The sequence below is a fragment of the Metabacillus mesotrionivorans genome (genome assembly GCF_052171315.1).
In the GTDB taxonomy this organism is placed as follows: Bacteria; Bacillota; Bacilli; order Bacillales; family Bacillaceae; genus Bacillus_P.
In genome coordinates this window covers 52,081-75,873 of sequence record NZ_JBQMFF010000005.1, presented here as the reverse complement: position 1 = coordinate 75,873, position 23,793 = coordinate 52,081, and the positions used below count along the sequence as shown (strand labels likewise).

General features: G+C 47.1%; 23 protein-coding genes and 1 riboswitch. Of the genes, 13 read left to right on the top strand and 10 right to left on the bottom strand.

Going from position 1 to position 23,793, the window contains the following annotated elements:
* Positions 1-283 precede the first annotated feature (283 nt).
* From ACTSEZ_RS14625 to ACTSEZ_RS14615, 3 genes are all read right to left on the bottom strand, one after another.
* Positions 284-1,264: an NAD(P)/FAD-dependent oxidoreductase gene (locus ACTSEZ_RS14625; RefSeq protein ID WP_369734921.1), complete on the bottom strand. Its 981-nt coding sequence runs from the start codon at positions 1,262-1,264 to the stop codon at positions 284-286.
* Between the two features lie 61 nt (positions 1,265-1,325).
* Positions 1,326-2,237 (bottom strand): EamA family transporter, encoded by a 912-nt coding sequence (locus ACTSEZ_RS14620; RefSeq protein ID WP_369734920.1) that lies wholly within the window; start codon positions 2,235-2,237, stop codon positions 1,326-1,328.
* A gap of 82 nt (positions 2,238-2,319) precedes the next feature.
* Positions 2,320-3,009 (bottom strand): helix-turn-helix transcriptional regulator, encoded by a 690-nt coding sequence (locus tag ACTSEZ_RS14615; RefSeq protein WP_369734918.1) that lies wholly within the window; start codon positions 3,007-3,009, stop codon positions 2,320-2,322.
* A 106-nt stretch (positions 3,010-3,115) separates the two neighbouring features.
* On the opposite strand from ACTSEZ_RS14615, the gene ACTSEZ_RS14610 reads away from it, so the two are divergent.
* The gene (locus ACTSEZ_RS14610; RefSeq protein WP_369734917.1) at positions 3,116-4,537 is read left to right on the top strand and encodes an RQC-minor-2 family DNA-binding protein; all 1,422 of its coding nucleotides are present in this window, start codon (positions 3,116-3,118) and stop codon (positions 4,535-4,537) included.
* Positions 4,538-4,674: 137 nt separating this feature from the next.
* Here the strand turns inward: ACTSEZ_RS14610 and ACTSEZ_RS14605 are convergent, their stop codons facing one another.
* Together ACTSEZ_RS14605 and ACTSEZ_RS14600 are read right to left on the bottom strand one after the other, a co-directional pair.
* Positions 4,675-5,190 carry a CBO0543 family protein gene (locus ACTSEZ_RS14605; protein WP_369734915.1) on the bottom strand — a complete coding sequence of 172 codons (516 nt, stop codon included), beginning with the start codon at positions 5,188-5,190 and terminating at the stop codon, positions 4,675-4,677.
* Between the two features lie 144 nt (positions 5,191-5,334).
* Entirely contained in the window at positions 5,335-6,834 is a 1,500-nt protein-coding gene (locus tag ACTSEZ_RS14600) for a malate:quinone oxidoreductase (protein WP_369734913.1), read from the bottom strand.
* A 351-nt stretch (positions 6,835-7,185) separates the two neighbouring features.
* Here ACTSEZ_RS14600 and ACTSEZ_RS14595 point away from each other — a divergent pair, with 351 nt between their 5' ends.
* Together ACTSEZ_RS14595 and ACTSEZ_RS14590 are read left to right on the top strand one after the other, a co-directional pair.
* Positions 7,186-7,740: a PadR family transcriptional regulator gene (locus ACTSEZ_RS14595; RefSeq protein ID WP_369734911.1), complete on the top strand. Its 555-nt coding sequence runs from the start codon at positions 7,186-7,188 to the stop codon at positions 7,738-7,740.
* 2 nt (positions 7,741-7,742) lie between these two features.
* Positions 7,743-8,240, top strand: coding sequence for a DUF4188 domain-containing protein (locus tag ACTSEZ_RS14590; protein WP_369734909.1), 498 nt, complete (start codon positions 7,743-7,745; stop codon positions 8,238-8,240).
* Positions 8,241-8,284: 44 nt separating this feature from the next.
* On the opposite strand, the gene ACTSEZ_RS14585 is transcribed toward ACTSEZ_RS14590, so the two are convergent.
* Positions 8,285-9,631, bottom strand: coding sequence for an amino acid permease (locus ACTSEZ_RS14585; RefSeq protein ID WP_369734908.1), 1,347 nt, complete (start codon positions 9,629-9,631; stop codon positions 8,285-8,287).
* 128 nt (positions 9,632-9,759) lie between these two features.
* Positions 9,760-9,835: riboswitch (glycine riboswitch) on the bottom strand.
* Positions 9,836-10,069: 234 nt separating this feature from the next.
* On the opposite strand from ACTSEZ_RS14585, the gene ACTSEZ_RS14580 reads away from it, so the two are divergent.
* From ACTSEZ_RS14580 to ACTSEZ_RS14565, 4 genes are read left to right on the top strand one after another with little or no spacing between them, the layout of a single operon-like run.
* Positions 10,070-11,125 (top strand): iron-siderophore ABC transporter substrate-binding protein, encoded by a 1,056-nt coding sequence (locus ACTSEZ_RS14580; protein ID WP_369734906.1) that lies wholly within the window; start codon positions 10,070-10,072, stop codon positions 11,123-11,125.
* Position 11,126: 1 nt separating this feature from the next.
* A complete protein-coding gene (locus tag ACTSEZ_RS14575; protein ID WP_369734905.1) occupies positions 11,127-12,161 on the top strand; it encodes a FecCD family ABC transporter permease in 1,035 nt (344 codons plus the stop codon).
* The gene (locus ACTSEZ_RS14570; protein WP_369734903.1) at positions 12,158-13,189 is read left to right on the top strand and encodes a FecCD family ABC transporter permease; all 1,032 of its coding nucleotides are present in this window, start codon (positions 12,158-12,160) and stop codon (positions 13,187-13,189) included. Before ACTSEZ_RS14575 ends, ACTSEZ_RS14570 begins: the two co-directional genes overlap by 4 nt.
* The gene (locus ACTSEZ_RS14565; RefSeq protein ID WP_369734902.1) at positions 13,189-14,007 is read left to right on the top strand and encodes an ABC transporter ATP-binding protein; all 819 of its coding nucleotides are present in this window, start codon (positions 13,189-13,191) and stop codon (positions 14,005-14,007) included. Before ACTSEZ_RS14570 ends, ACTSEZ_RS14565 begins: the two co-directional genes overlap by 1 nt.
* Positions 14,008-14,105: 98 nt before the next feature.
* On the opposite strand, the gene ACTSEZ_RS14560 is transcribed toward ACTSEZ_RS14565, so the two are convergent.
* The 3 genes from ACTSEZ_RS14560 to ACTSEZ_RS14550 all read right to left on the bottom strand — a co-directional run bounded on the left by ACTSEZ_RS14560 (position 14,106) and on the right by ACTSEZ_RS14550 (position 16,061).
* Entirely contained in the window at positions 14,106-14,489 is a 384-nt protein-coding gene (locus tag ACTSEZ_RS14560) for a hypothetical protein (protein ID WP_369734901.1), read from the bottom strand.
* A 36-nt stretch (positions 14,490-14,525) separates the two neighbouring features.
* Positions 14,526-14,705 (bottom strand): hypothetical protein, encoded by a 180-nt coding sequence (locus ACTSEZ_RS14555; RefSeq protein WP_369734900.1) that lies wholly within the window; start codon positions 14,703-14,705, stop codon positions 14,526-14,528.
* Positions 14,706-14,834: 129 nt separating this feature from the next.
* Positions 14,835-16,061 (bottom strand): helix-turn-helix domain-containing protein, encoded by a 1,227-nt coding sequence (locus ACTSEZ_RS14550; RefSeq protein ID WP_369734898.1) that lies wholly within the window; start codon positions 16,059-16,061, stop codon positions 14,835-14,837.
* A gap of 121 nt (positions 16,062-16,182) precedes the next feature.
* Here ACTSEZ_RS14550 and ACTSEZ_RS14545 point away from each other — a divergent pair, with 121 nt between their 5' ends.
* The 6 genes from ACTSEZ_RS14545 to ACTSEZ_RS14520 all read left to right on the top strand — a co-directional run bounded on the left by ACTSEZ_RS14545 (position 16,183) and on the right by ACTSEZ_RS14520 (position 22,733).
* Complete coding sequence (locus tag ACTSEZ_RS14545; protein ID WP_369734896.1) at positions 16,183-17,478, top strand: MFS transporter; 1,296 nt, start codon at positions 16,183-16,185, stop codon at positions 17,476-17,478.
* Positions 17,479-17,675: 197 nt separating this feature from the next.
* On the top strand, positions 17,676-18,137 hold the full coding sequence (locus ACTSEZ_RS14540; RefSeq protein ID WP_369734895.1) for a prepilin-type N-terminal cleavage/methylation domain-containing protein: 462 nt from the start codon (positions 17,676-17,678) through the stop codon (positions 18,135-18,137).
* A 15-nt stretch (positions 18,138-18,152) separates the two neighbouring features.
* Entirely contained in the window at positions 18,153-18,629 is a 477-nt protein-coding gene (locus ACTSEZ_RS14535) for a PulJ/GspJ family protein (protein WP_369734893.1), read from the top strand.
* A 12-nt stretch (positions 18,630-18,641) separates the two neighbouring features.
* Positions 18,642-19,856 (top strand): type II secretion system protein, encoded by a 1,215-nt coding sequence (locus tag ACTSEZ_RS14530; protein WP_369734891.1) that lies wholly within the window; start codon positions 18,642-18,644, stop codon positions 19,854-19,856.
* A 186-nt stretch (positions 19,857-20,042) separates the two neighbouring features.
* A complete protein-coding gene (locus tag ACTSEZ_RS14525; protein WP_369734890.1) occupies positions 20,043-21,302 on the top strand; it encodes a S8 family peptidase in 1,260 nt (419 codons plus the stop codon).
* 225 nt (positions 21,303-21,527) lie between these two features.
* Entirely contained in the window at positions 21,528-22,733 is a 1,206-nt protein-coding gene (locus tag ACTSEZ_RS14520; RefSeq protein ID WP_369734889.1) for an MFS transporter, read from the top strand.
* Positions 22,734-23,037: 304 nt separating this feature from the next.
* On the opposite strand, the gene ACTSEZ_RS14515 is transcribed toward ACTSEZ_RS14520, so the two are convergent.
* A complete protein-coding gene (locus ACTSEZ_RS14515; protein WP_369734887.1) occupies positions 23,038-23,742 on the bottom strand; it encodes a hypothetical protein in 705 nt (234 codons plus the stop codon).
* Between the last annotated feature and the right edge of the window lie 51 nt (positions 23,743-23,793).

The window sequence follows — 23,793 nt, the reverse complement described above, 5'->3', positions numbered from 1 at the left end:
AATCAAAGAGGAAATGGTGATAGAAAAAGAAGCCTATCCAGGCGCAGTCATGCCCCTTCTTATTATGCAAATCGCTGAATAAAGGTTTCCCTAAGCAGGCAGACCACTTCCATTTACTCTGCGTGCGTGCAGAGCCTTTGATTGTATGCTAGCAAGCGTTCAAAGCCTGGAATCGAAGTCTAATAGATGCTGTCATTGAGAAAACCTCCATTTCCTGAAAGATAGATTTAACATAGCACACAGATGAGATCAAATCAACGAGTGGAGGCGTGATCATAAAGATTCATAACCGTGACAAAAACACACCAGCTGCAAGCCCCGAACGAATGGCATGCTCGGCCTTAGAGGCAGAGGATTTGCTGTCTCCCTTACATGCATCTCCTCCGATAAGCAACGGTTTGTTCACTCCCACATTCAAAAAAGGACGTTCGATCTGCTGAGTAGCCTGAGCATAGCGCCATCTTTTCACCTGAACGCTGAGCAGGTCAGGTTCATCGCCTAAAACGGTGCGAATCGATGGCATCGCCTGTGCCAGAATCTCTTCATCTGGCAGATCGTAATGCCGCGCTGACCACATATTATCCATATGAACCGTTAATGCGCCGGTTTCACTGATGCCTTTTGCGCGATTATCAGCCATCCAGGATATCACACCCGGGACAGGCTCCTTTTTATAGGAAAGACCTGATTCTCCGGAAAGCTCCATTAAAACGGCAAGGCAGGGTACGTATTTCACGCTTTCAAGCTCGTTTCGCTGTACGGCTTTCAGCTGCACATTTCCCGCATCAAGAAGCTTCAAAGTTTGAGGGAGAGGACAGGTCAAGAAAAGGGAGCGGGCCTTCACTGAAAATGGCTCGTTCGTTTTCCTATTCAATCCTTCAGCTGCATAATACTCTCCGTGATCCATGATTCTTTCAACCTCAACCTCACACTCAACACGAAGACCTTCAGCCACCCGCTTTGCCAGTCCGTTCATGCCCTTATCAGCCATAAACCTTACGGCGTTTTCCTCAAACCACGGCCGAATCCAGCTGCGCTGCTGCCAGTCTTCCAGAAGATCCTGGCTTTCCCTGCTGGAAACAGAAAGAAACTGGGCGCCATGATCAAACGTGCCGCCTCCAATCCTCCTGGTGGCAAACCGGCCCCCGGGTCTCCTGCCTTTATCAAGAAGAAGCACCTTGCTGTCAGACAGCTCCTGCACCTTTTGGGCAGCCGTCAGACCGCTGATTCCCGCTCCGATGATTAAAACATCTTCAAGATTCATGAAGCACACTCTCCTTTTTGCTTTTGGTTTTATTATAGGAGAGTAGAAGACTGGGGCAAAATTAGAGTGTTTTTTTGAAGCCTGCAGACTGCTTTACCACTTTTTCAGCCCGATCCCTCCTCGAAAAAATCGCCAAAAATCCAATACCCAAAATCAAACAGGAAACCCCAGTCCACGAAAGCAGATCCAGCTGTTCACGAACCAGCACCACCCCAAGTATGGCGGCGGTCAGGGGCTCTGCCAATGCCAGCGTGACGGCGGTCGATGAAGGAACGTGTACGAGAGCTTTGGCAAAAAGAAGATACGCAGCGCCAGTCGCAAGCAGGCCTAGGTGAAGACTCACGGCCAGCCCGCCAGGCTCAGTCATCCAGCTCATATCATAGAAAAAGAGAACTGGAGATAAGAAGACAGCACTCAGCGTAAAGACGACAGCCACAACCGACAAGGATGATGCAGTGTGCACTAGCCCCTTGCTGACCATTGTATAGACAGCAAAGGAAAGACCGGCGCCAAGGGCCATGAGTATGCCCGAAGGATCTGCATTTGCGGCACCTTTATTGAAAAAGAGCAGAAAGCACCCGATGATGGACAGCAACGTCGAGATCCACCAGCCTTTTGAAGGCGTTTTTCTAAGCAGCAGCCACTCTAATGCACCGGATAAGAGAGGAGCGCTCCCGATGGCGATGACGGTTCCGACAGCCACTCCTGTCTGCTCCACGGCGGTAAAAAAGAGCGGCTGATAGGCGGCCATGCACAGTGCAGCCGCAACGGTCACTCGAATGGGCCAGTTCCGAATATTTAATTGTCCAATCAGCAGGGCGACAAGCAATAAGGAAAAACCTCCAACCGCAAGCCGCGCTGCCCCGACAGCAATTGGATGCGCGGCATCCGGTGCATACGTCTGTGCCGTGCCCGTTGTTCCCCATAGTACCCCTGCGAGCAGCACCCACAGAGGAGCAAGCTTTTCTTTCATCCCAATCACTCCAATAAAAAAGACCTTACCTTCATCATAAAGAAGAACAGAACGTTTTTCTTTACAGAGAGTAAGGTTCTTTTTAGCCGTTTTGCCTGAAGGTTTTCGGAGAGACGCCTTCGCGCCCTGTAAACCATCTCGTAAACGAAGAAACGTGCTCAAACCCAATCTCTTCGCTGATGCGGGAGATGGATATGTCCGTTCCTGAAAGCAGCCGTTTTGCTTCCTTCATCCGCAGCTCTGAGAGATAAGCCTTTGGACTTTTCCCCGTTTGCGCTTTAAACCAGGCAGCATAATAATTCGGATGATAATGCTCAATCTCTGCCAGCATTTCCAATGTTACCGGACGGTTATAATGCTCATGAAGCCAGGCAATGGAAGGCGGCAGAGTCTTGTGAAGTTTCTGTGTCACGTATCGCGTAAGCTCGCTCAGCCCCGACCTGCTGCCGGCCGCCTCTTCCAGCAGCAAAAAGCGGATGGCGGACCACTGCTGATCCAGATTCAAAAGTAGACTGTCCGTTTCATCCGGCAAATAGTACGCTGGAATATCCAAAATCAAAAATTCATTCTTATCATTGGAACGGTACACATGATTGTATTCAGGCGGTATGTAAAAGCATGAGTCTTCGCTTAAATAGATTTGCTGACGGTCTGTCCGGATCTCAAGCGAACCCTGCAGCGGAAAAAGAAACTGCCCAAAGTCATGTTTATGGGAATGAAACTCTCTCGAATAGGTTCTTTTTTCGCAAATTACCTGCCTGCCGCTTTCCATGCTGCACCACTCCTTCTCCCACTATTATATAAGAAACATCCAAACTGGAGTCCACCCCCAAAACGTTTTATAATGTGACATATTCCAATGAACGGGGTGTCAGCATATGCAGCTTCAGCAAATCGCCTATCAGTTTGATGACTATCCTTCTCTCTTGTTTGTACCGGCAGGCCGCAAGTATCCGGAGATCCGCTCCATCGGGCATAAAGAGGAGCGGGCGGCACTGTCAAGGCTGCAGGAGGCAGCCGCGCAGGAACTCCAGTCAGTTCCTGAAGAAGAGATGACCCTTTTGAAAACCTTTCTCGGAACAGACCGGCCTTCTATTCCGCTTCCGGTCTACAAACAGGAACGGCTCTATCCGCACCTGATCAGGCCTGAAATGTTTCTCTGGAAAAAACATTCCGTTCAGCGCGGACTCCCCATCAACAGCATCTATTTTTATCCGGAGGTCTATGGCACCTTATCAGCTCAAGACCTCTCCAGGCATGTGAAAAAAGTGGTGCAGGAGTACCTGTTTTGCGCAAGGCTGAATAAATTTGAACGCAAACACTGGCTTGAGAAAATAAGCACTGCCTACACGCAGCATCCTTTGATCAGGCTTGCATCAAGCAAAGAGGCTGTTATATATGCGGTCGAAACCATGAATAAATCTTCCCTGCTCGGCGTCCTGAAATATCCGGAAGATATCGCCTATTGGCGGCACCGCGTCGAAATTGTCATGAGGCCGTACCGCAGCATTCCGAAAGCCTGGCAATGGACGGTCTGCAGCCACGAAAAAGAGCTTGCGCTGCATGCGGATACAGATTCGATTATCAGCACATGCAGCGCCTGCCGCTACTCGGTTTCCTTTCACGTTTCAAAGGATGAGGCTGCCCTCCCGAATGAAGTCAATATCCCACAGGCAACAAAGCGAATCGCAACCATCGAACGGCAGTTTAACGAAATCGCGGTTCAATCTAAGGAAACGATGGAGAAGCTTTACGCTTTAAAAGAGATCCAAACCGATTTGGAGCAGCACGCTCCAATCATCAAACAGATTCAAGACCTTCAATCCCGGCTTGACGACACATCGGAAAACCATCCTGCGACAGCAATCTATACAGAGATTGAGCAGCTGGTCTTTCCTGATGCGATTGAGCCTGACTTGCTCAGTCTATCAAGCATTTCTGTGCCCGATGCATCCGTCCTTAAAAAAGCAGAAGCCTGGAAAAAACAGCTCGCACATGACCTTGGAGAAAGCCTTGAGCAGCATCTTGAAACACTTCAGGAGCTCGCCGAAAAACACAAGCCGCGGCCATATGATATCATCTTTGAAATCAAAGGTTTCCAGCTGCTTAGATCGGAATACGAAAAAATCCAGCTTTTCCTCCAGGAAGAGACTGTCCCAAACCACATGCTCGTGCAGATCCTGAAAGGGGAAGCCACAAGCAAAATCCGGCGCAGCGGCTTCCATGAAGCTGAAGTCTTCGGTCTTTTAAACGAATGGCCGGCGAAGTATATCACAAAAGCCATCATAAAAAGCTGCTGAGGTCATCAGCAGCTTTTTACTTTAGATTTTTCTCCTGTCTCATGACATAAAGCCACATGGACCCGTACGTCACAAAGAGCAGCAGGAGAAACACGGGTACAGATAAAACATCGCGTATCAGCATCTCGCATCCTCCTTTACTTTAGGTTTCCCCATGAAAACGGGAAGAATAAGTAAAAAAGAACGACGGATAAAACAGATATCAAAATAGCAATAGAAGGTTTCCTGTAATGAACTGTCAGAACAAGAAACAACATCAAATTAAGCGGGATATTCAGCCATCCGTTCCACCCGTTGTCATACACATACATGCCTTTATGGGAAAAAATCCATTCAAGCGCGGAGTAAAAGGCCGTCCAGACCGCTACGTAGATCCACTGATTTCTTTTTTTAGCAGGAAATCTCTGAAGATAAATAATCAGCCCCATCGGACAGATGAAAAAGGTAAAAGCGGCATTAATAATGGAATGGTTCAGCCATTCTGCCGTCACCCCTCTGAATGCCCAAAGCGTGTGGTCGTAATAAAAATAATTGTACGTCATATTCACGACAATAAAAAAAAGCACCGTCGGATACTGCTTTTCCCATTGTTTCCAGTCGATAAATTTATAAGCAAATAAGATCCAGACTGCGATTACAAGCAAAAGATACATCGATTCACCCCAAACGTTTGATCATACTTGCATTCTTAACGCATTACGGGGGTTGTATACTTACTCACAGCAAAAAGGTGCATTGCCCCGGGCAATGCACCTTTTCCTGCTTATAGTTGTCCAAATCCCCTTGTTTTTGGGGTCCTAGCTATAAACGAGTTCTTTTTTTTTCACAAGACCAAGCGTCTGTCCGGTCGATTCCTCCATTTTGCGGAAAATCTCAGGATGATCCGAGAGGGACAGGCCGTAGGAAGGAATCATTTCCTTCAGCTTCGGCTCCCATGCTGTCATATACTGCGGGAAGCATTTTTCAAAGACCTCGAGCATGACATGAACAGCCGTTGAAGCGCCAGGAGATGCTCCAAGAAGGGCAGCGACAGAACCGTCTGCAGCACTGACCACTTCTGTACCGAACTGAAGCGTTCCTTTGCCGGCATCTGTATCTTTGATGACTTGAACGCGCTGGCCTGCAACGACGATATCCCATTCTTCGTTTTTGGCGTTCGGAATGAATTCGCGCAGTTCATCCATGCGTTTTTCATGCGACAGCATGACCTGCTGAATCAAATACTTGGTCAGTGCCATTTCTTTCACGCCTGCAGCAAGCATCGTCATCAGGTTGTTCGGCTTGACGGAGCTTATCAGGTCAAGGTTTGAACCCGTTTTTAAGAACTTCGGCGAAAAACCCGCAAACGGTCCGAAAAGCAGGGATTTTTTCCCGTCGATGTACCGTGTGTCAAGATGCGGAACCGACATCGGCGGAGCGCCGACCTTTGCCTTTCCGTAAACCTTCGCATGATGCTTTGCGATAACATCCGGATTTTTGCAGACGAGGAACAGTCCGCTGACAGGGAAACCGCCAATTTGCTTCGACTCCGGAATACCTGTTTTCTGCAGCAGATGCAAACTGCCGCCTCCGCCTCCGATAAAGACGAATTTCGCCCGGTGGCGCTCAACCTGTCCGAAACCGTTCTTCACTTTCAGTTCCCATGAACCGTCACGCGTGCGCTTTAAGTCCTCCACGCTGTGCTTGTAGTGGACCTCCACATTTTTTCTCTCCAAATGATCAAAGAGCATACGTGTTAAAGCCCCGAAGTTTACATCCGTACCGGAGTCAATTTTCGTCGCTGCAATCGGCTCGGACGATGTACGGCCTTCCATCATAAGCGGAATCCATTCCTTCAGCTTTTCATGGTCGCTTGAAAATTCCATCCCGTGAAACAGAGGGTTGTCTGATAACGCTTCCAATCTTTTCTTCAGAAACGCGACATTTTTTTCCCCTTCTACAAAGCTCATGTGTGGAATCGGCATGATAAAATCCTCAGGACTTCGGATCAGATTCCGTTTGACCAAGTAGGACCAGAACTGTCTTGAAAGCTGGAACTGCTCATTTACCTTCACAGCCTTGCCGATATCAATCGATCCGTCCGCTTTTTCCGTTGTATAGTTAAGCTCGCACAGTGCAGCATGACCCGTACCTGCATTGTTCCACTCATTTGAGCTCTCTTCACCCGGACTTCCGAGTTTTTCAAATACTTTAATGTTCCATTCTGGCGCTACCTCTTTCAGCATCGCTCCAAGCGTTGCACTCATGACCCCGGCACCAATTAGAACTACGTCTGTTTTGTTCTTTAAGCTGCTCATACTACCCATCCTTATCCCCTAAATTTGCAAAAACGAGCAGGCTCCCGCATAAACATGCAGGCAGCCACCTTTGAACATACACAAGTCTTCTGAATATCAGTTTATCACAGTCTATTATGAATAGATTAAATTTTACTATTATCTGATAATTATAAACCATTTCCGGTCGGTTAAAAAGGATAAGTTCTCAGCGGATGTGGATTTCCCCAATTATTGTATGATTTTTTCCGGCAAAAAAGACTTATTCGGACACCCGCACCGGGAAACCGAGATTTACATATATTGTTTATTCTGAAAATTCATGTATACTGTATCTAAATGATATATATCTTTTAGATAGGGTGAACAGAATTGAAAACCTACAGCGATACAACCTATGCCATTCTTGGTATTTTAACGACAGACTGCAGAACCGGCTATGATATAAAGCAGCTGATTGACAGGAGTCTGACCCACTTCTGGAAAATCAGCTACGGGCAAATCTATCCGACCCTTAAAACCATCGTCGAAGAGGAGCTGGCAACCGTCACGATCTCCTCTCAGCCGTCGAAACCGGAGCGAAAGGAATATCATCTCACGGCAAAAGGGAGAGAAACACTTAAGAACTGGCTTGAGGAACCGATCAAACAAATTCCTGCAGAGCGCAATGAAATTCTGCTCAAATTGTTTTTCGGCCGGCATCAGTCCAAAGAAAACACGGTAACGGTTTTACAGGATTATAAGACAAACCTGGAAGCCCGGTACCTTACATATACAAGCATCGAAGAAAGCATTACGGCCCATAAAGATCACGCAGAAGATGCCGTCTTTTGGCTCTTCACACTGGATTACGGAAAACGAATGACAAAGGCTGCGATTGAATGGTGCATGTTTACTATTGAACAGCTGATGAAAGAGGAGGAATAAGAATGGCTCAAAAGGTGAGTGCAGGGAGGTACACGACAGACAACCACGAGAACATCGTTGTTTTTCTGATTGGAATGAGGGTTAACAAGCGGCTCGCCCTGCACAAGTGGCTTCCGGTCTTTTTTGCCATGCCGGGAATGATCAGAGAGCTTTATATGAACAAGAATGAATTAGGCTTCCTGTCGATGGAAAGCTATTTCGGGCTGAGAACAACGGTCATGATTCAATATTGGCGCTCAACAGAGGATCTGCTCGCTTATGCAAGAAGCGAAAAGCACATGACGGCATGGAAAAACTTCAATCAGAAAGTCGGCAGCAATCCTTCAGTCGGCATATACCATGAAACCTATGAAGTAAAAGCCGGAAACTACGAATCGATCTATGGAAACATGCCTCCTTACGGCTTAGGAAAAGCACTCAACGTTATTCCTGTTGAAGCAAGCCGCGCCTCGGCAAAACAGCGGCTGATGAAAGCCGGAACTACAACCACCTCCATCTAAACGGAAAAGAGGCTGCATGACAATTGTCTTGCAGCCTCTTTTTATCAGGTCAGGGACCTTTTTCTCGATGAATACAGCACATAAAGCAAGATAAACCACACAGGCGTCAGCATCAGCGCCGGACGCGTCTCATCCGCTACAAGCATCACAATCAGAATCAGCCCGAACAGCACCAGCACGGCATAGTTGATGAACGGCGCAAACGGAGCCTTGAATACGGATTTCGCATGCAGGTCCCCTCGGGTTCTCCGGTATTTAATGTGACAGATCAGAATGACGCTCCACACCCAGATAAAACAGATGGCGCTGATTGTCGTCACAATGCTGAATGCCTGCTCGGGAATCAGCTTGCTTAGAAGCGCACCCGCTGACACAACGGCAGCCGACAGCCACAGCGCGTTGCCGGGAACATGCTGTTTTGTCAGCTTCCTCATGGAGGACGGCGCCTGGCCGCGTTTGCTCAAAGTAAACAAGATCCGGCTTGTCGAAAACAGGCCGCTGTTGCAGGCAGATGCTGCAGACGTCAGGACAACAAAATTAATGATTCCTGCTGCAAGCGGAATGCCGATCAGGCTGAACGTTTTCACGAACGGACTCTCAGAAGCGTTCAGCTCCGTCCATGGATTGATGCTTAAAAGAACAACCAGCGCACCGACATAGAAAAACAAGATCCGGAACGGGATTTTGTTGATGGCAGAGGGAATGTTTTTTCTCGGATTGGACGTTTCCGCAGCAGACACACCAACCAGTTCCACACCTACAAACGCAAACACAACCATCTGGAACGATAGCAGGAATCCGGTCATGCCGTTTGGAAACAGGCCGCCGTGCTCCCACAGATTGCTTACCGAAACAGTTCCCGCATCTGTCTTGAACCCCATCACAATCAAGATTACCCCAATGACGATCAATCCCAGAATCGTCACTACCTTGATCAGTGCAAACCAAAACTCGAGTTCCCCAAAAAGCTTCACCGTCAGCAGATTGAGCCCAAGCAGCAGCAGAAGGCACACAATTGCAGGAGCCCACTGCGGAATGTCATACCAATACTGCACGTACACACCAACCGCAATGACATCGGCCATCGCCGTCATGATCCAGCAGAACCAGTACGTCCACCCTGTTACAAATGCCGCCCGCGGCCCAAGATAATCCTCCGCAATATCCGTAAACGACTCATACCCCGCCTTTGACAGCAGGAGCTCCCCAAGCGCCCTCATCATGAAAAACAGTGCAATCCCGACAATCAAATAAGCGAAAATAATGGACGGTCCCGCAAGCTGAATAGCCTTGCCCGACCCTAAAAACAACCCCGTTCCAATCGTTCCGCCTATTGCAATCAGCTGCACATGGCGGTTCGCCAAATCTCGTTTCAACTCCTGCTGTGCCATTTGTGAATTCCTCCTTCTTAGATGTAAAAAACCCAATAAAAAAAGAGACGGGAAGACTCCCAATCTCTTTTTGAAGAATACCAAAATAGCATTTGCCGCCCGAAAAACGGGTACACCAAACTCTAAATCTATACTCTTCTGTCCTTTTGCCTGAGATTGTGAACCCTTCGGCGCCGCTAAAGCGGTCTCTCCAGAAGCTGCTCCGGCTGTAGTGTGATCCACAGCCATCATAGCCTGCTCTATTAAAATTTAAGTATTTCTGAATAATGCTTAATTGTAGGGGGTGCTGCCTTCCTTGTCAACAGTCCTGCAATCACAGGGAGAATATCCCACATTCTAATTGATAATTATTTTCATTGACAACCCGTCATATTGAGGATAAATTAATGATAATGATAATTATTATCAAATAAACTGGTACTAAGGAAGGAACGACAAATGAATACAAGACGCAAATTTTTAACACTGGCTCTTTCTATTATAGCTGTACTTATGATTGCGCTTGCAGGCTGCTCAAGTGAGCAATCAGGCACATCGGAAAAATCTTCTGAAAAGAAAGCTGATTCAAAAGGGGAAGATACACAATACCCAATCACGATCAAGCATGCATTCGGTGAAACGGTCATTGAAGAGAAGCCGGAACGCGTTGCAACCATTTCATGGGCAAACCATGATGTTGCACTTGCTTTAGGTGTGGTGCCGGTAGGTTTTTCAGCAGCAAACTACGGCATTCAGGATGACAGCGGAATGCTGCCATGGACGAAAGAAAAGGTGAAAGAACTTGGAGAAGACAATCCGAACATCTACCAGGATACAGACGGATTAGACTTTGAAGCGATCTCTGACTCACAGCCGGATGTGATTTTGGCAGCCTACTCAGGCATCACGCAGGAAGAATACGATACATTAAGTGAAATCGCACCGGTTGTAGCTTATAAGTCAGCCCCTTGGGTTGCTTCATGGCGCGAACAGGTCACCTATAATGCAATGGGTATGGGAATGGAAGAGGAAGGCAAAAAGCTGATTGCCGATACAGAAAAACTCATCCAGGAAAAAGCAGGCGATCACCCTGAACTTAAAGGGAAGAAAGCGGCATTCGTCAGCATTTCAGCTGATGATCTCTCCAAGTTTTACATATACACTCCAGCTGATCCGCGCGGAGAGTTCCTGAGCGAGCTTGGGATGGAATACCCTGAAAGCATTACGAGCCAGCTTAAGGATGAAGACGGTTTCTATCTTGAATTAAGTGCAGAGAATGCGGATATGCTGAACGGTGCTGAAATCCTTGTTTCATATGGAAATGAAAATACGTTAAAAGCCTTACAGGAAGACCCGATCCTTGGAAAAATTCCTGCGGTTCAAAATGGATCTGTTGTCATCATCGGAGACAACACTCCGCTCGCTGCGGCCGGCAATCCAAACCCGCTTGCAATTGAATATTCCATCGATGAATACTTAACATTACTTTCAGAAGCTGCAGGCAAAGTAAAGTAACATGATGAACCAGTCCGTTACAGAAAAGAAGCAGCTGATGGTACCCAGACATTTCATAAAGGTTTTGATTTTTTCCCTCATTTTGCTCGGCTTATGCACAGCGGCTTCTCTTATGTTCGGGTCCCGTACGGTTGGATGGAAGGAACTCATGGACGGTCTGTTCCATCCTGACGTACAGTCCCACGGAGCAAATGTTGTCCGCCAGAGAATCGCACGGACGGTATTCAGCCTCATGTGCGGCGCGGCCCTTGGCATCTCAGGAGCCCTCATGCAGTCTGTCACGCGCAATCCGATTGCAGATCCGAGCATATTGGGAGTAAACACAGGGGCGGCACTCTTTGTCGTCTGCGGCATTACCTTTTTAAATATCAGTACGGCAGGCCACTATATCTGGCTTGCACTTGCGGGGGCAATCATAACGGCCATTTTTGTATTCGGAATCGGTTCAATGGGGAGTGGCGGAGCCACGCCCCTTAAACTCGTTTTAGCGGGTGCGGCCACAAGTGCAGCCTTATCATCGCTTGTGATGGCCATCATGATTCCCCGTTCAAGCGTCATGGATCAATTCCGTTATTGGCAGGTAGGGAGCGTCGGGGCAGGAAACTGGGACTCGATTTCTCTCTTTATTCCCTTTCTTCTCGCCGGAGTGCTTATTGCAGTTTTGTCGGCTCCTGCACTTAATGCACTTGCTTTAGGTGATGAAGCTGCGTCAGGTTTGGGCGTGCGGACAGGCACGCTCAGGCTGTTTGCTGCTTTTGGAGGCGTTCTGCTGTGCGGTGCAGCAACAGCTCTTGCAGGTCCGATCGGCTTTATCGGTTTACTTTCCACTCACGTCATACGGCTCGTCATCGGTCCTGATTTGCGGTATGTCATTCCGATGTCCGCTCTTTCAGGGGCCATTATTTTAACGATATCTGATGTGTGCGGAAGGCTTGCCGGAAGACCCGGCGAGCTCGAAGTCGGCGTCGTGACAGCCTTTATCGGGGCTCCCATCTTAATTCTACTAACTATGAAAGCGAAAATGCGTGCCTTATGATGAACGATACGATCAACCTTATTATGACAGGCAGAAAAAAGAGACGGCTCCGGTTCATCCTCGTGACTTCCCTTCTGGCAGTCATTGCGCTTGCCCTTTGCTGCGCCATGCTCATGCTCGGGAATACGATTTATCCCGTTCAGGATATCATACGTGTCCTGCTGGGGGAAAAAGTACAAGGAGCCACATTTACAGTAGGCACACTCCGGTTCCCGAGGATGATTGCAGGCTTGTTTGCCGGTTTTGCTTTCGGCGCTGCAGGAGCAGTCTTCCAGACCATGCTGCGAAATCCTTTAGCGAACCCGAATGTCATCGGGATCACCGCGGGTTCAAGTGCAGCCGCCGTTTTTTGCATCGTTGTCCTCCATGCAAGCAATACCGTTGTCAGCATTGCTTCTATCTTTGGCGGCCTTGCAGCAGTGCTCGTTATTTTCCTGTTATCAAAAGGCTCCTCTTTTTCAATCGGCAGGCTGATCTTAATCGGCATCGGCATTCAGGCCATGCTTGACGCTGTGATTTCCTATCTGCTTCTGATCGGCCGGGAGAACGACCTTCCTGCTGCAATGAGATGGCTGAGCGGAAGTCTCAACGGTGCAAAGATGGAGACCCTCTATCCTCTGATTATCGCTGTTTTGGTGTTCACTCCCGTCCTTGTAGGACTCGGAAAGCGTCTGGACATGCTTGAATTCGGGGAGGAGGCTGCGTCATCACTAGGCGTGGACACGGATAAAACAAGACTTGCCCTGATCATCAGCTCTGTCCTGATCATTGCGCTTGCTACCGCTGCAACAGGACCGATCGCGTTTGTCGCATTCCTTTCCGGACCGATCGCAAAAAGACTGACAGGTGCCGGATTTTCACCGATTATTCCGGCAGGTCTTACAGGCATCATCCTGGTGCTCGCATCTGACCTTGTTGGACAGTTTGCCTTTACTGCCAGGTACCCAGTCGGCGTCATCACCGGTATCCTTGGAGCGCCGTACTTAATTTACCTGCTGATCCGAATGAACCGGAAAGGAGATTTATAATGAAACCGGCACTTACCTTTAAATCTGAACAAATCTCGGCTGGATACGAGAACAACCTTATCCTTCATGATGTCAGCCTCTCGATTCCAAGCAATAAAATCAGCATCATGATCGGAGCGAACGGCTGCGGAAAATCCACCCTGCTCAAAACGATGGCAAGGCTCATTAAACCCGTTTCCGGGCAAGTCACTCTTAACGGAAAACCCATCAGCAAGATCCCGCCAAAACAGCTTGCAAGAGTGCTCGGGCTATTGCCCCAGTCCCCAATCGTCCCTGAGGGGATAACTGTTGCTGACCTGGTCGGACGCGGAAGGTACCCTCATCAGACGTTTCTGAAAGGCTGGACAAAAAAGGACTATGAAGCCGTCGCCGAAGCCATGGAAATCATGAACATCACCGAATTTGCCGACCGCAGCATCGACGAGCTTTCAGGTGGCCAAAGACAGCGTGTCTGGATAGCCATGGCTCTCGCACAGCAAACGGACATCCTGTTTCTCGACGAACCGACAACCTATCTGGATATCACCTATCAAATTGAAATTCTTGACCTGCTGACAGACCTGAACAGGAAGCACGGGACGACCATCGTCATGGTCCTCCATGACATCAACCTGTCCGCCCGTTATGCCGACCACATCTTTGCCCTTCAGCAGGGACGGCTTGTCGCAGAAGGCGCACCGGCTGAGGTCATCACAAGCACACTGATCAAAGACATCTTCGGCCTCAACTGCACCGTCATACCGGACCCTGTCTCGGGCTCTCCGTCTGTGGTGCCGATCGGACGCCATCATGTGAAGAGGGAGTGCAGTGTGTATTGACGGTCTTTTAAAATGACGAATCGACTGAACAAAAAAAGGAAGGAAACCGCTAAGCAGAGGTTTTCTTCCTTTTTTAGTGGCTACAACATACAGAGGGCCTAAAACACTACTTGAACAATATCTGGCTCTCTGCCTCGTTTTGTCAGAATAACAACAGCTTCATAATCGCTTTTCCATTCAACAGAAATCTCATCCGGTATTTTTGTTTTCACTATGCTTTTGTTACCGTAGTTGATTCTAATGGAAGGGGAAGGAAAATCGTCTCTTTTGACAACCTCGATTGAGTTTACCTGATTAGGAGATTCACTTACTTTCAACCGGGTTTCCTGAGGGGATAAAACGTACCAGGCCGCTGTTGCAAGGGTCAGGATTCCTAAAATGACGGCAATTAAAAAACACCCGATTTTGGTGAAAAGCTTCGTTTTTTCCCGTTCTGATTTGTCATTGTCATTCCAATCCATAGCCTTGTCCTTTCTTTCCATAACTTGATCTTCTAAAACAAAAAAGCCACAGCCGTTTTACTGTGACTCTGACGTTTTTTGATTCTTATCCGCAAAATATGCTGCACACAAAAGGAATAGTATTCCCAGCCCCCATCCAGCTATCGTTGAATAATCAAACAAACCCTTTGCTGCTACTCCGCCCGTAATGGATGCTGAAAAAAGCATAAGAAACATGACGGTATAGTTTTTCTTCATTAATCCGCTCACCTCTTACCATAATTATACTATTAATTAGAGTAAAACCAACCTTTTTTGGCTGGGTGAAGTGTAAAGGGATAAACGAAATGGCAATTAGTCAGTGGTTTCTCTTTACGTGCAGGTATTCTAAATTCCTTCCTCTCCCCCAAGCTCCTCAAAGGTCCTCCTGCTAAACTCCTTATACGGCGAATCCGGCATTCCCTCAAACCGCTCCACAGCTGTCCTTGCAGCCACCAAAGCTTTTTCTGAATCCCCCAGCTTTTCGTAGCACATGGCTTTGTATGTATCCCTCAAGTAAAATTGGGACAAATCAAACGGGTGGTGATGATAAGGCGGAACTTCCGCCAAATCCAAATAGCGGATGGCTTCTTCATATTCCTGAAGACCATGCAGGGCTTTCCCTTTTTGGAGGAAGAACCATTCTTTGAATTTCAGGCCTGTTTCTGCTTTCTCCAAGTGCGGATTGATCAGATCAAGCGCCGCCCGGTAATCATGTTTGACCAAAATAAAAGATTCAATATGAAACAGCTGATAGCTGAGAAAGGAACCTTCATCCTCCGAGAATTCAGCATACTGCTTCAATTTCATGATGTAGTAGGTATACAGCTCTGTATCCTCAGCCATCAGGGCAGAAGCAGCTGCCATCCGGTACAGATCATCAATCAGGTAATACATTTTATTTTCTTTTGAAAAGGCGATCGCCTCATTCATCACGCGTTTTGCAGACATGGTATCTCCGACTGCAAAGTGCATGATGGCTTCATGATAATCGAGATCAAGCCTTGTGATCGGGTCGATATAGGCAAACCTTTTTTCGATTTCTTTCCGCTCAAAAAGCAGCACCTTCAGCGCCTTTTCGTAATGGTGCCCGATAAAGTGGACGATGCTCCGGAAAAGACCCGTGCTTGCCCTCTTTTGTGTCAGGTTCATCTGTTCATAAAGCGCGGTCGCTTTGTCAATTGGTTCCTTCCACTCTTTTTTCTCGCTGTACATGCTGCGGCCGTACAGTTCCAGCAGCCTTGCCGCTTCATACCCCTGCTGCAGCTTATGGACATGCGGTTCAATCAGCTGGATGAGCTTTTCATATTTATCAGCCGGATCTTCCTTGTTCGCGCTGTATATTCTCTCTGCCTCATCAAGCACTTCTCTCAGCTCAACCACATTCACTTCATTCACAAGCTGGGACACATCCACCTCAAGCCGCTTCGCAATATAGGCCAGGCTTTCCATGGACGGATTCGCTTTATTGTTCTCGATCAGGCTGAGCATCCCTTTTGTAAGTTCGGATCCCGCAAGCTCCGCAAGTGTCAGTTTTTTCTGCTTCCTCAGCTTTCGTATTCGTTCGCCAATCATGGTTAACACCCCAATTTTTCTAATTAGTTTAATTTTATTAAACTTTTCCTTGAAATGGAAGAGCAGGATGCGTTATAATTTGTTTAATTAAATTAAACTTTTGACGCTTGGAGGATTTTAAATGGATGAAATAAGAAAATTGAAAATGGCAACCTACCATTTGTTCACCTTTACCATCAGCAAGCTCATCTCAACGTTCGGCGCACAGGTGTATGCCTTTGCGATCAGCTTTCACATCCTGCAGGTCACGGGATCGGCCACAAGCTTTGCCGCAAACCTGCTCTGCAACATTCTGCCTCGGACGCTGATTTCACCCTTTGCAGGCTACGTCGCAGACAAATACTCACGGAAAAAAATCGTCATCCTCGCACAGATCTCGACCACCCTTGCCATCAGCGGACTTCTTTACGTCAGCCTGACACACGGACTTTCATTGACCGCCATCTACATCACAACAAGCATCCTTGCCATCGCATCCACCTTTTCTTCCGTCACGTTCACATCCTCCATCACCGGCTTAGTCGACGAAGCACGCATCCAGCGGGCCATGTCACTCAACCAGATGGCCATGTCCTTCGCCGCAATCGGCAGCCCGGCAGCCGGCGGATTGTTATATGGAGCCGTTTCAATGGAGACCTTTCTGATGATCTACATCGCCGCTTCCATCATAGCCGTACTTCTTGAATCCACCATGAATTTCACCCTTTTTGCAAAGCGCAAAACCGAAGGAAAGACCAAAGAATCCATGTGGCAGAGCATGAAAGCAGGCGTAAGCTATTTGAAAACAAAGCAGGTGCTCATGACCATGATCTGGCTCTGCCTCATCGTGAATTTCCTGTTCGGTTCTTTTGAGGTAGGCTACTCCTACGTCCTGATTGAAAAACTGAACCTTGCGTCCCAGCATTTCGGATTCACGCAGGGAGCCTTTGCCGCCGGCATGCTTGTCCTATCAATCTACTTCTCAGTCCGAAAAGAAGTCAAGTACCCGTTTCTCGTTTCAAAACGCGGCATACTCGCCATCGGATTCATTCTCGGAGCCACTGCGCTGCCGCTCATGATTGATTTGTCCTACTGGTCCATCTTCACCTTTTACATGATTCTGATGTTCAGTTTCGGCGCCATGATCATCATCATCAACACACCTATTCAAGTCATGATGCAGAAAATGATCGATGATGACTATAAGGGACGCGTCTTTTCCCTTATTGAAACAATGGCCATGGCCCTTATGCCGCTCGGAATGATTCTATTCGGATTCCTGTACGACGCCGTACCGGGCCAGTACATCCTGCTTGCCTCGGCAGCCATCCTGCTCGGAGTGGTTGTCACCCTGGCAAGACCGAGCGTTGTAAAGAAGGTGCATCCGGAGCTCGATGGGGAAAAGAGAGTGCTGTCTGAAGCCGGGACGGCTATATAAAAACAGGGACCTGACCCTCAGTGCGTTAACGTGCTGAGGGTCAGGTCTTTTTATCTATAAAGTGGAAATTTTTGTCCGTTTTTGTCCTTTATATGAAACTCTCCTTTAGAAAATAATGTATAATGAGAGATAGAAGTTATAAAATTAGTAATTTATACCCAAAAATGACACCAGCGGGTGATTGCATGTGTAAATTCATGAAAAGCGAAAAGGGAGTTACCTTGATTGAACTGATCAGTTCCATTGCCATTTTATCGATTATTTTGCTGAGCTTTATGTATTTTTTTATTAACTCGGCTCAGTATAACGGGGTTTCAGCAGATAAGATGAATGCTGCCAATATTGCGAGGGAAGTACAGAAGGATTTTAAAGAAGATCCGGACAAAAACCTTGCATTGAAGAACCTCATTGCCTACTCAAGAACTTCAGCCGCGACGACCATTTCAAAAGCCAGCTACCCCGATTTGCAATTGACGCAGGACATTCAGGATAACAGTGGACTTCTGACATTAACCACGACGAACCAAACCTTCACGGTGGTCGTCAAAGTGGATACAACAAGTGACCCCAACGTAGATCTGTCCCTATCAAAGCTGCACGTCCAGGTAAAAAAAAATCAAAAGGTAGTATCAGAAACCTATACGTACTTCGAAAACTAAAAGCGAGGGAACAGGATGCGCACACACCTCCAAAAAAATGACGGATTTACCCTCATTGAACTGCTTGCCGTACTGGTCATTCTTTCGATTGTCGGCACACTCGTATCAAGCGTTTTATTAAACGGGATCAACTACTCGAAAAAATCGGAAGAGCAAGTATCCATCCAGCAGGAAATGAATCTATTTTTAACAACCATCACCAAATCCCATGAGTCTTTCGCATCGTACGAGCTTGTCGCTGACCAAAACCCGGCTGCAAATACCATAAAACTCATAGGAAAAGACGCGTCAGGCAAGGTTATCCGAACCGCAGAACTATCCAATGAGAACTATGTATATTCCCTTTACAATTACCAAGGAGGAAGCGATATTCCTCTTCCTGCTTCAGCTATGATTCAGACATCAAAGCCATTCTACATACACATCATCATTACCAGCAAAAAGAAGCCGAACCAGACCTACAGGATAAAAACCATTATTTCCAGGCTATAGGAGGGAATACACGTGCCGAATCTAAAGAATGAACGGGGGATGACCCTTGTAGCTGTATTATTGATCATGACGATGTTTTCTATTTTAGGTCTGGCCGTCATGGCCGCTTCCATCAATAACATGAAGCAGGTCAGCAAATCGGAATTCGATGTCAAGCAGACGGATATCGCCGAAATGGGGGTCGTCTATTATGAGACTCAGCTCAAGGAGTTTCTAAGCCAGCATCTGCTTGATTCAGCTGCACAGAACACGCTCATGAACAGCCTGTTTCCTGCTGCAGCAACCAAAGACCAGCTGATTCAAAGCTTTAAAACTCAGTTTCCAACTAAGTTAAACAGCCTTTATAAAGCTGATCCTTCCCTGTACTCGGCAGACGGGGTTCTTCCGGAGATAACAGTCGATTCAAAAAACGCCTTCAGGATTAAAATTGACTCCAGTGGAATTATACCGCTTGCTACTTGCAAATCGAATGTTCCAAGAGATTCACAGTGTTTCGAGATCCATTTTACGAGTGAGGGCTACCACACCCAAAAGCTCGAAAAAACATTAAAAGCAGTGTATTCCTTTTCCTATTCCGTTAACGCCGGCAGCATAAGCATTTCCACTGCGCCAACATCTGCACCCCTGTACAAAAGCATTTTGGACAGCATTCCCGGCAAAAACTTGAGACAGTGCACCATAAATTCTAAAACAAATTATCTAGAAGCAACCTGCATGACAGATTTGCCTCCTGCAAGTTTCCCAAAAATAAATGGAATCTCCAATTCGTTTATTGTTTTCAACAACAGTGCCAATTTTCAGCATCTGTCTCATGCAGTGTCCCGTTCCACACTGGTCATTTACAGTAAGGACAGCAGCAATCCTGCCACCCTCGGGAAGTTAAATCCCAATGGGTTTATACATTCACAAATCGTGATTGTCGGGAACGCCAAATTGGATGATCAAATCATGAAACCCGTCAATTCAAGCATCTACATAACCGGTGATGCGGACCTTAAAGGGTTCTCCTTCAAAAACCGTGATTCCCTCACGAAAGTATGTGTAGACGGTACGATCACCCCGCCGGCCATGGCAGCTTACGAAGGCGTTTATTCGAAGAAATCCAATCCATCAGCCTATCAGAACAGCTGCATGGGAAAATCGAACACAGGCGGAACCACCTTCCTTACCATTAACGGTGCGATTATTACTCCCATGTTAGAAGATAAACCAGTGGTGACTTATTAAGATCTTTTATCCTATAAGACAAAAAGCGTACATACTGATATGTCCGCTTTTTTTGTATGCCATTGATGATTGGTACGTTCTAGTCCATTCCACCCCGTGAAGATCTGCCTATGTACAGCTTGGACTATTTTTGTTAGGTTTTGGTTGTGTAAAAAAATAGGAACTTTTCAGGGAAGGATGACGAAAATGAAGAGAAGATCAACATGGTTAGGTTCACTCCTGCTAGGTATCGCTTTATTGACCCCTTCACTAGGAGTGCAGGCAGACGCAAATGCACAGGATGCAGACAAAGGACAGGAAACGTTCAGAGTCTATATCCAATCTGAGAAAAGTGATTTTATACAGCAAGCGAAAAACAAGTACGGTTCCAGATGGAACTTAGGTGATCATTCGTTTTCAACAAGTGTTAACCAAAGCCAGTTTGAAGCCCTTCAAAACAATAAAAATCTTTCCGTTCAAAAAGTTTCTAAAGTGAAGGTTAACATTCTCGGAGGGTCGAATCAAACCGTTACTCCTGAGGACCAAACTCCATGGGGAATTGAAGCAATGTATGAGGACCCTGCCATCAAGGCAACAAGCGGCGGTGAAAACATTCGTGTAGCCGTTTTAGATACAGGTGTAAAAACCAATCATCAGGATTTAAAGAACCGCTCAGAGCAATGCAAAGATTTCACAGGTCTCCTTCTGCCGTTAAAAGATGGCAGCTGTTATGATCTGAACGGTCATGGAACCCATGTATCAGGAAGCGTTCTGGCCGATGGAGGAGACAGCGGGACAGGGATTTACGGGGTAGCTCCGGAAGCCAAGCTCTGGGCATACAAAGTACTGGGTAATACCGGAACAGGCTTCTCCGACGACATCGCTGCTGCCATCCGTCATGCAGCCGATGAAGGAAAGCGCCTTGGCGTAAAAACGATCATTTCCATGTCTCTTGGTTCTGAGGGTAAGGACGAATTGATAGCTGAGGCTATATCCTATGCAAATAAGAACGGCACTCTGGTCGTGGCAACTGCCGGAAACACGGGCCCCGATCATAACACGATCGGATATCCAGGCGGTCATCCGGATGCGGTTGGAGTGGCTGCACTTGAGAACACCTTCGAAAACGGATCGTACCGCATCGCAGATTTTTCTTCAAGAGGAAATCCGGCAACGGACGGAGACTATGTGATCGGTGAACGTGACGTAGAAGTGTCTGCTCCCGGTAAAGATATCTTATCTACTTGGAAAGACGGAACGTATAATACCATCAGCGGCACATCAATGGCGACTCCTCATGTGTCTGGGCTTGCAGCAAAGATCTGGGCAGAAAATCCATCCCTGTCGAACGCGGATGTCAGAAAGGAACTGCAAAACAGGGCGAAAGCCAAGGATATACTTGGCGGCCTGCATGCCGCTCAAGGGGATGACATAGCTTCAGGATTCGGTTTCCCGACAGTCAAATAAATCTATCATGAAAAAACAGCCTTCTTTCCCGCATTGTTATCGAGTGGGGAAGGAAGGCTTTTGTTTATTTTTAAGAGGGGAAGACGGTCTGATGATCACTCCGCCCAGGTATTGTGCAACCAGCCTATCATTACCAGGCGTTTTTGTCCGTTCAAAAAGCGCATCTATGGTATCATAGTTAAATTGTTTCATACTGTGCAAGTTCACCTAAGAAGGAAGGTCATTATGAACACTACAGAATTGACTAAGCGGCACTGGCTGCTTATTTTAACACTTTCACTCTTAACATTTGTCCTTGGCACAAGCGAATTTGTCATCGTCGGGATCCTGACCGACATTTCATCGAGTCTTGGAATAACTAATTCACAGGCAGGCACCCTTGTATCCGCCTTTGCGATCACGTTTGCCATAGCCACACCAATCGTGATGTCAGCGACAAGCCATTTCCAAAAGCGCAAATGGATGCTGTTTTTAATCGGGGCATTCATCATGCTGAATGCGCTGTGCATCCTGTCGTCAAGCTATTTCCTGCTCCTTGGTCTCCGCATGCTGACGGCCATTGTCACAGGGGTCTTGATCTCGCTTGCCATGATGGTTGCCAGTGAAACGATGCCGGCTGCAAAACGCAGCCTTGCCATCTCTTTTGTATTCGGGGGCTTTACGCTTGCGAACGTAGTTGGGGTTCCACTGGGCACGCTGGTCGCCGGCTGGTTCAACTGGAATGCAACGTTTATGCTGACGACGCTTCTCGGGGGAATTGCCTTTTTAGCCGCTTTCTTCGTCTTGCCTGATCTGCAGAAGCAAGCCCGAAGTTCCATGCGCGATCAATTCTCATTATTGACGCACCCGAGAATCCTGATGGCCTTTTTCATCCCGTCTCTCGGATTTGGAGCAACGTATGCCGTCTTTACGTATCTTGTCCCAATCCTGAAACAGATGGAAGCGCCAGGCGGCTCCATCAGCCTGATCCTGTTCGGCTACGGATTCATCTCGATTTTCAGCAACATACTAGCCGGCAAAATCGCGGGCCGCAACGCCATCGGACGACTCCGATTTGTCTTTCTCATCCAGGCCATCGTCCTGATCAGTCTATATTGGACAACCAATCAGTTTACGCTCGGTCTGATTAACATCGGCCTCATGTCCCTGATGGCTATCCTGTTAACCACATCCACCCAGCTTTACCTGATCGACCTTGCCGGCATCTACCAGCCAAAAGCAACAGGCCTCGCCGCCTCCCTTATGCCTGTCGCAAGCAACGTCGGCATCGCATTCGGCTCCGCACTGGGCGGAATCGTTTACCATCAGGGAGAGCTGATGAATGTAACGTGGGTAGGCGGAATTGTTGCCGTCGCCGCAAGTCTGTTGACGTTCCTAAGCTATCGTTTGGATCAGAAGCAAATAGTAAGTGAAGAGCTGCGAACTGGTTGAGGGATTATAAATTTAAAAGAAGTACCATGAACATTGAGTGTTCTTTGGTACTTCTTTTTACTTGATTCCCTGCATATACTTGCCAAGCTGACAAGTTGTTCCTTGCAATTATCCGTCTATACTCTGTTTAAATTTATACCATACGAAGCAACAGGACGGTTCTTTTCCATGTGTCCAATTAAAGAAAAAGCACGAGAACCGCCCTTGACCTTCCGTAAATTCCCCCCAAAAAAAGACCTTTAAATTCAGGTCCTTTTTATGCAAACTATCTTCATCCATTTCCAATCCTTTTTAAACCAATCCCCTAGTAATTGAGCCTTTCCTCTATCTCCATTGTTGGAAAGTAATCCCCATATTCATTTGTTTCCTTCTCACTGCGATTCATGCTAATGGTGCCCACATTTAGAAAAGTAACGGTGAGGGTTTCCCAGCCGGTATAGAATAAGAGCTCATCCGATAATTTAGCATAACTGGATACTGCCACATCTTCTGGAGAGCCTATATCATATCCTGATAAGTCAGCTATTGCCTTTATCTCTCCATTTTCAAAAGAAAATTCGCCACCCAAGTGGTTATCGACAATTTCTTTTATTCCATCTTCTTTTATTTCTCCCCCTGGTATCTCCAGTGCATCCATAAGCTCATCTTCCTCTTTAGACTCAGCCTCAGCTTGTAGTTTCGCCTCTTGTTCCGCTGCTTCTGCTTTGGCTTTCGCTTCTACCTCAGCTTTTGCTTCTGCTTCAGCCTCTGCTTTGGCTTTTGCTTCTTCTTGTTCTTTAAACCACGGTGCTGCTTCATCTACCTGTTGCTCCAGGCTTTCAATCTCCTTTTCCAAGTCTTTCTCTGCTGCAGTTTTTTCAACAAGCTGTTCTTCCAAACCGGTTATTTTCGCACCAGCAGTATTCAATTGTTCTTGGGATGGACCAATCAATGATCCAACAGCCAGCGCAATTATTGCAGTTAATACGTACGTCCATCTCTTTTTCAAAAACTCAAATATGATATTCAAAATTTTATCCCCTTACCTTTGGTTCATTTATACAAATCTCATTCATCTTAC

Coding starts and splice junctions, on each gene's coding strand:
- ACTSEZ_RS14625 (WP_369734921.1), bottom strand. CDS start 1,264: ATGAATCTTGAAGATGTTTTAATCATCGGAGCGGGAATCAGCGGTCTG.
- ACTSEZ_RS14620 (WP_369734920.1), bottom strand. CDS start 2,237: ATGAAAGAAAAGCTTGCTCCTCTGTGGGTGCTGCTCGCAGGGGTACTA.
- ACTSEZ_RS14615 (WP_369734918.1), bottom strand. CDS start 3,009: ATGGAAAGCGGCAGGCAGGTAATTTGCGAAAAAAGAACCTATTCGAGA.
- ACTSEZ_RS14610 (WP_369734917.1), top strand. CDS start 3,116: ATGCAGCTTCAGCAAATCGCCTATCAGTTTGATGACTATCCTTCTCTC.
- ACTSEZ_RS14605 (WP_369734915.1), bottom strand. CDS start 5,190: ATGTATCTTTTGCTTGTAATCGCAGTCTGGATCTTATTTGCTTATAAA.
- ACTSEZ_RS14600 (WP_369734913.1), bottom strand. CDS start 6,834: ATGAGCAGCTTAAAGAACAAAACAGACGTAGTTCTAATTGGTGCCGGG.
- ACTSEZ_RS14590 (WP_369734909.1), top strand. CDS start 7,743: ATGGCTCAAAAGGTGAGTGCAGGGAGGTACACGACAGACAACCACGAG.
- ACTSEZ_RS14585 (WP_369734908.1), bottom strand. CDS start 9,631: ATGGCACAGCAGGAGTTGAAACGAGATTTGGCGAACCGCCATGTGCAG.
- ACTSEZ_RS14580 (WP_369734906.1), top strand. CDS start 10,070: ATGAATACAAGACGCAAATTTTTAACACTGGCTCTTTCTATTATAGCT.
- ACTSEZ_RS14575 (WP_369734905.1), top strand. CDS start 11,127: ATGATGAACCAGTCCGTTACAGAAAAGAAGCAGCTGATGGTACCCAGA.
- ACTSEZ_RS14570 (WP_369734903.1), top strand. CDS start 12,158: ATGATGAACGATACGATCAACCTTATTATGACAGGCAGAAAAAAGAGA.
- ACTSEZ_RS14565 (WP_369734902.1), top strand. CDS start 13,189: ATGAAACCGGCACTTACCTTTAAATCTGAACAAATCTCGGCTGGATAC.
- ACTSEZ_RS14560 (WP_369734901.1), bottom strand. CDS start 14,489: ATGGAAAGAAAGGACAAGGCTATGGATTGGAATGACAATGACAAATCA.
- ACTSEZ_RS14555 (WP_369734900.1), bottom strand. CDS start 14,705: ATGAAGAAAAACTATACCGTCATGTTTCTTATGCTTTTTTCAGCATCC.
- ACTSEZ_RS14550 (WP_369734898.1), bottom strand. CDS start 16,061: ATGATTGGCGAACGAATACGAAAGCTGAGGAAGCAGAAAAAACTGACA.
- ACTSEZ_RS14545 (WP_369734896.1), top strand. CDS start 16,183: ATGGATGAAATAAGAAAATTGAAAATGGCAACCTACCATTTGTTCACC.
- ACTSEZ_RS14540 (WP_369734895.1), top strand. CDS start 17,676: ATGAAAAGCGAAAAGGGAGTTACCTTGATTGAACTGATCAGTTCCATT.
- ACTSEZ_RS14535 (WP_369734893.1), top strand. CDS start 18,153: ATGCGCACACACCTCCAAAAAAATGACGGATTTACCCTCATTGAACTG.
- ACTSEZ_RS14525 (WP_369734890.1), top strand. CDS start 20,043: ATGAAGAGAAGATCAACATGGTTAGGTTCACTCCTGCTAGGTATCGCT.
- ACTSEZ_RS14520 (WP_369734889.1), top strand. CDS start 21,528: ATGAACACTACAGAATTGACTAAGCGGCACTGGCTGCTTATTTTAACA.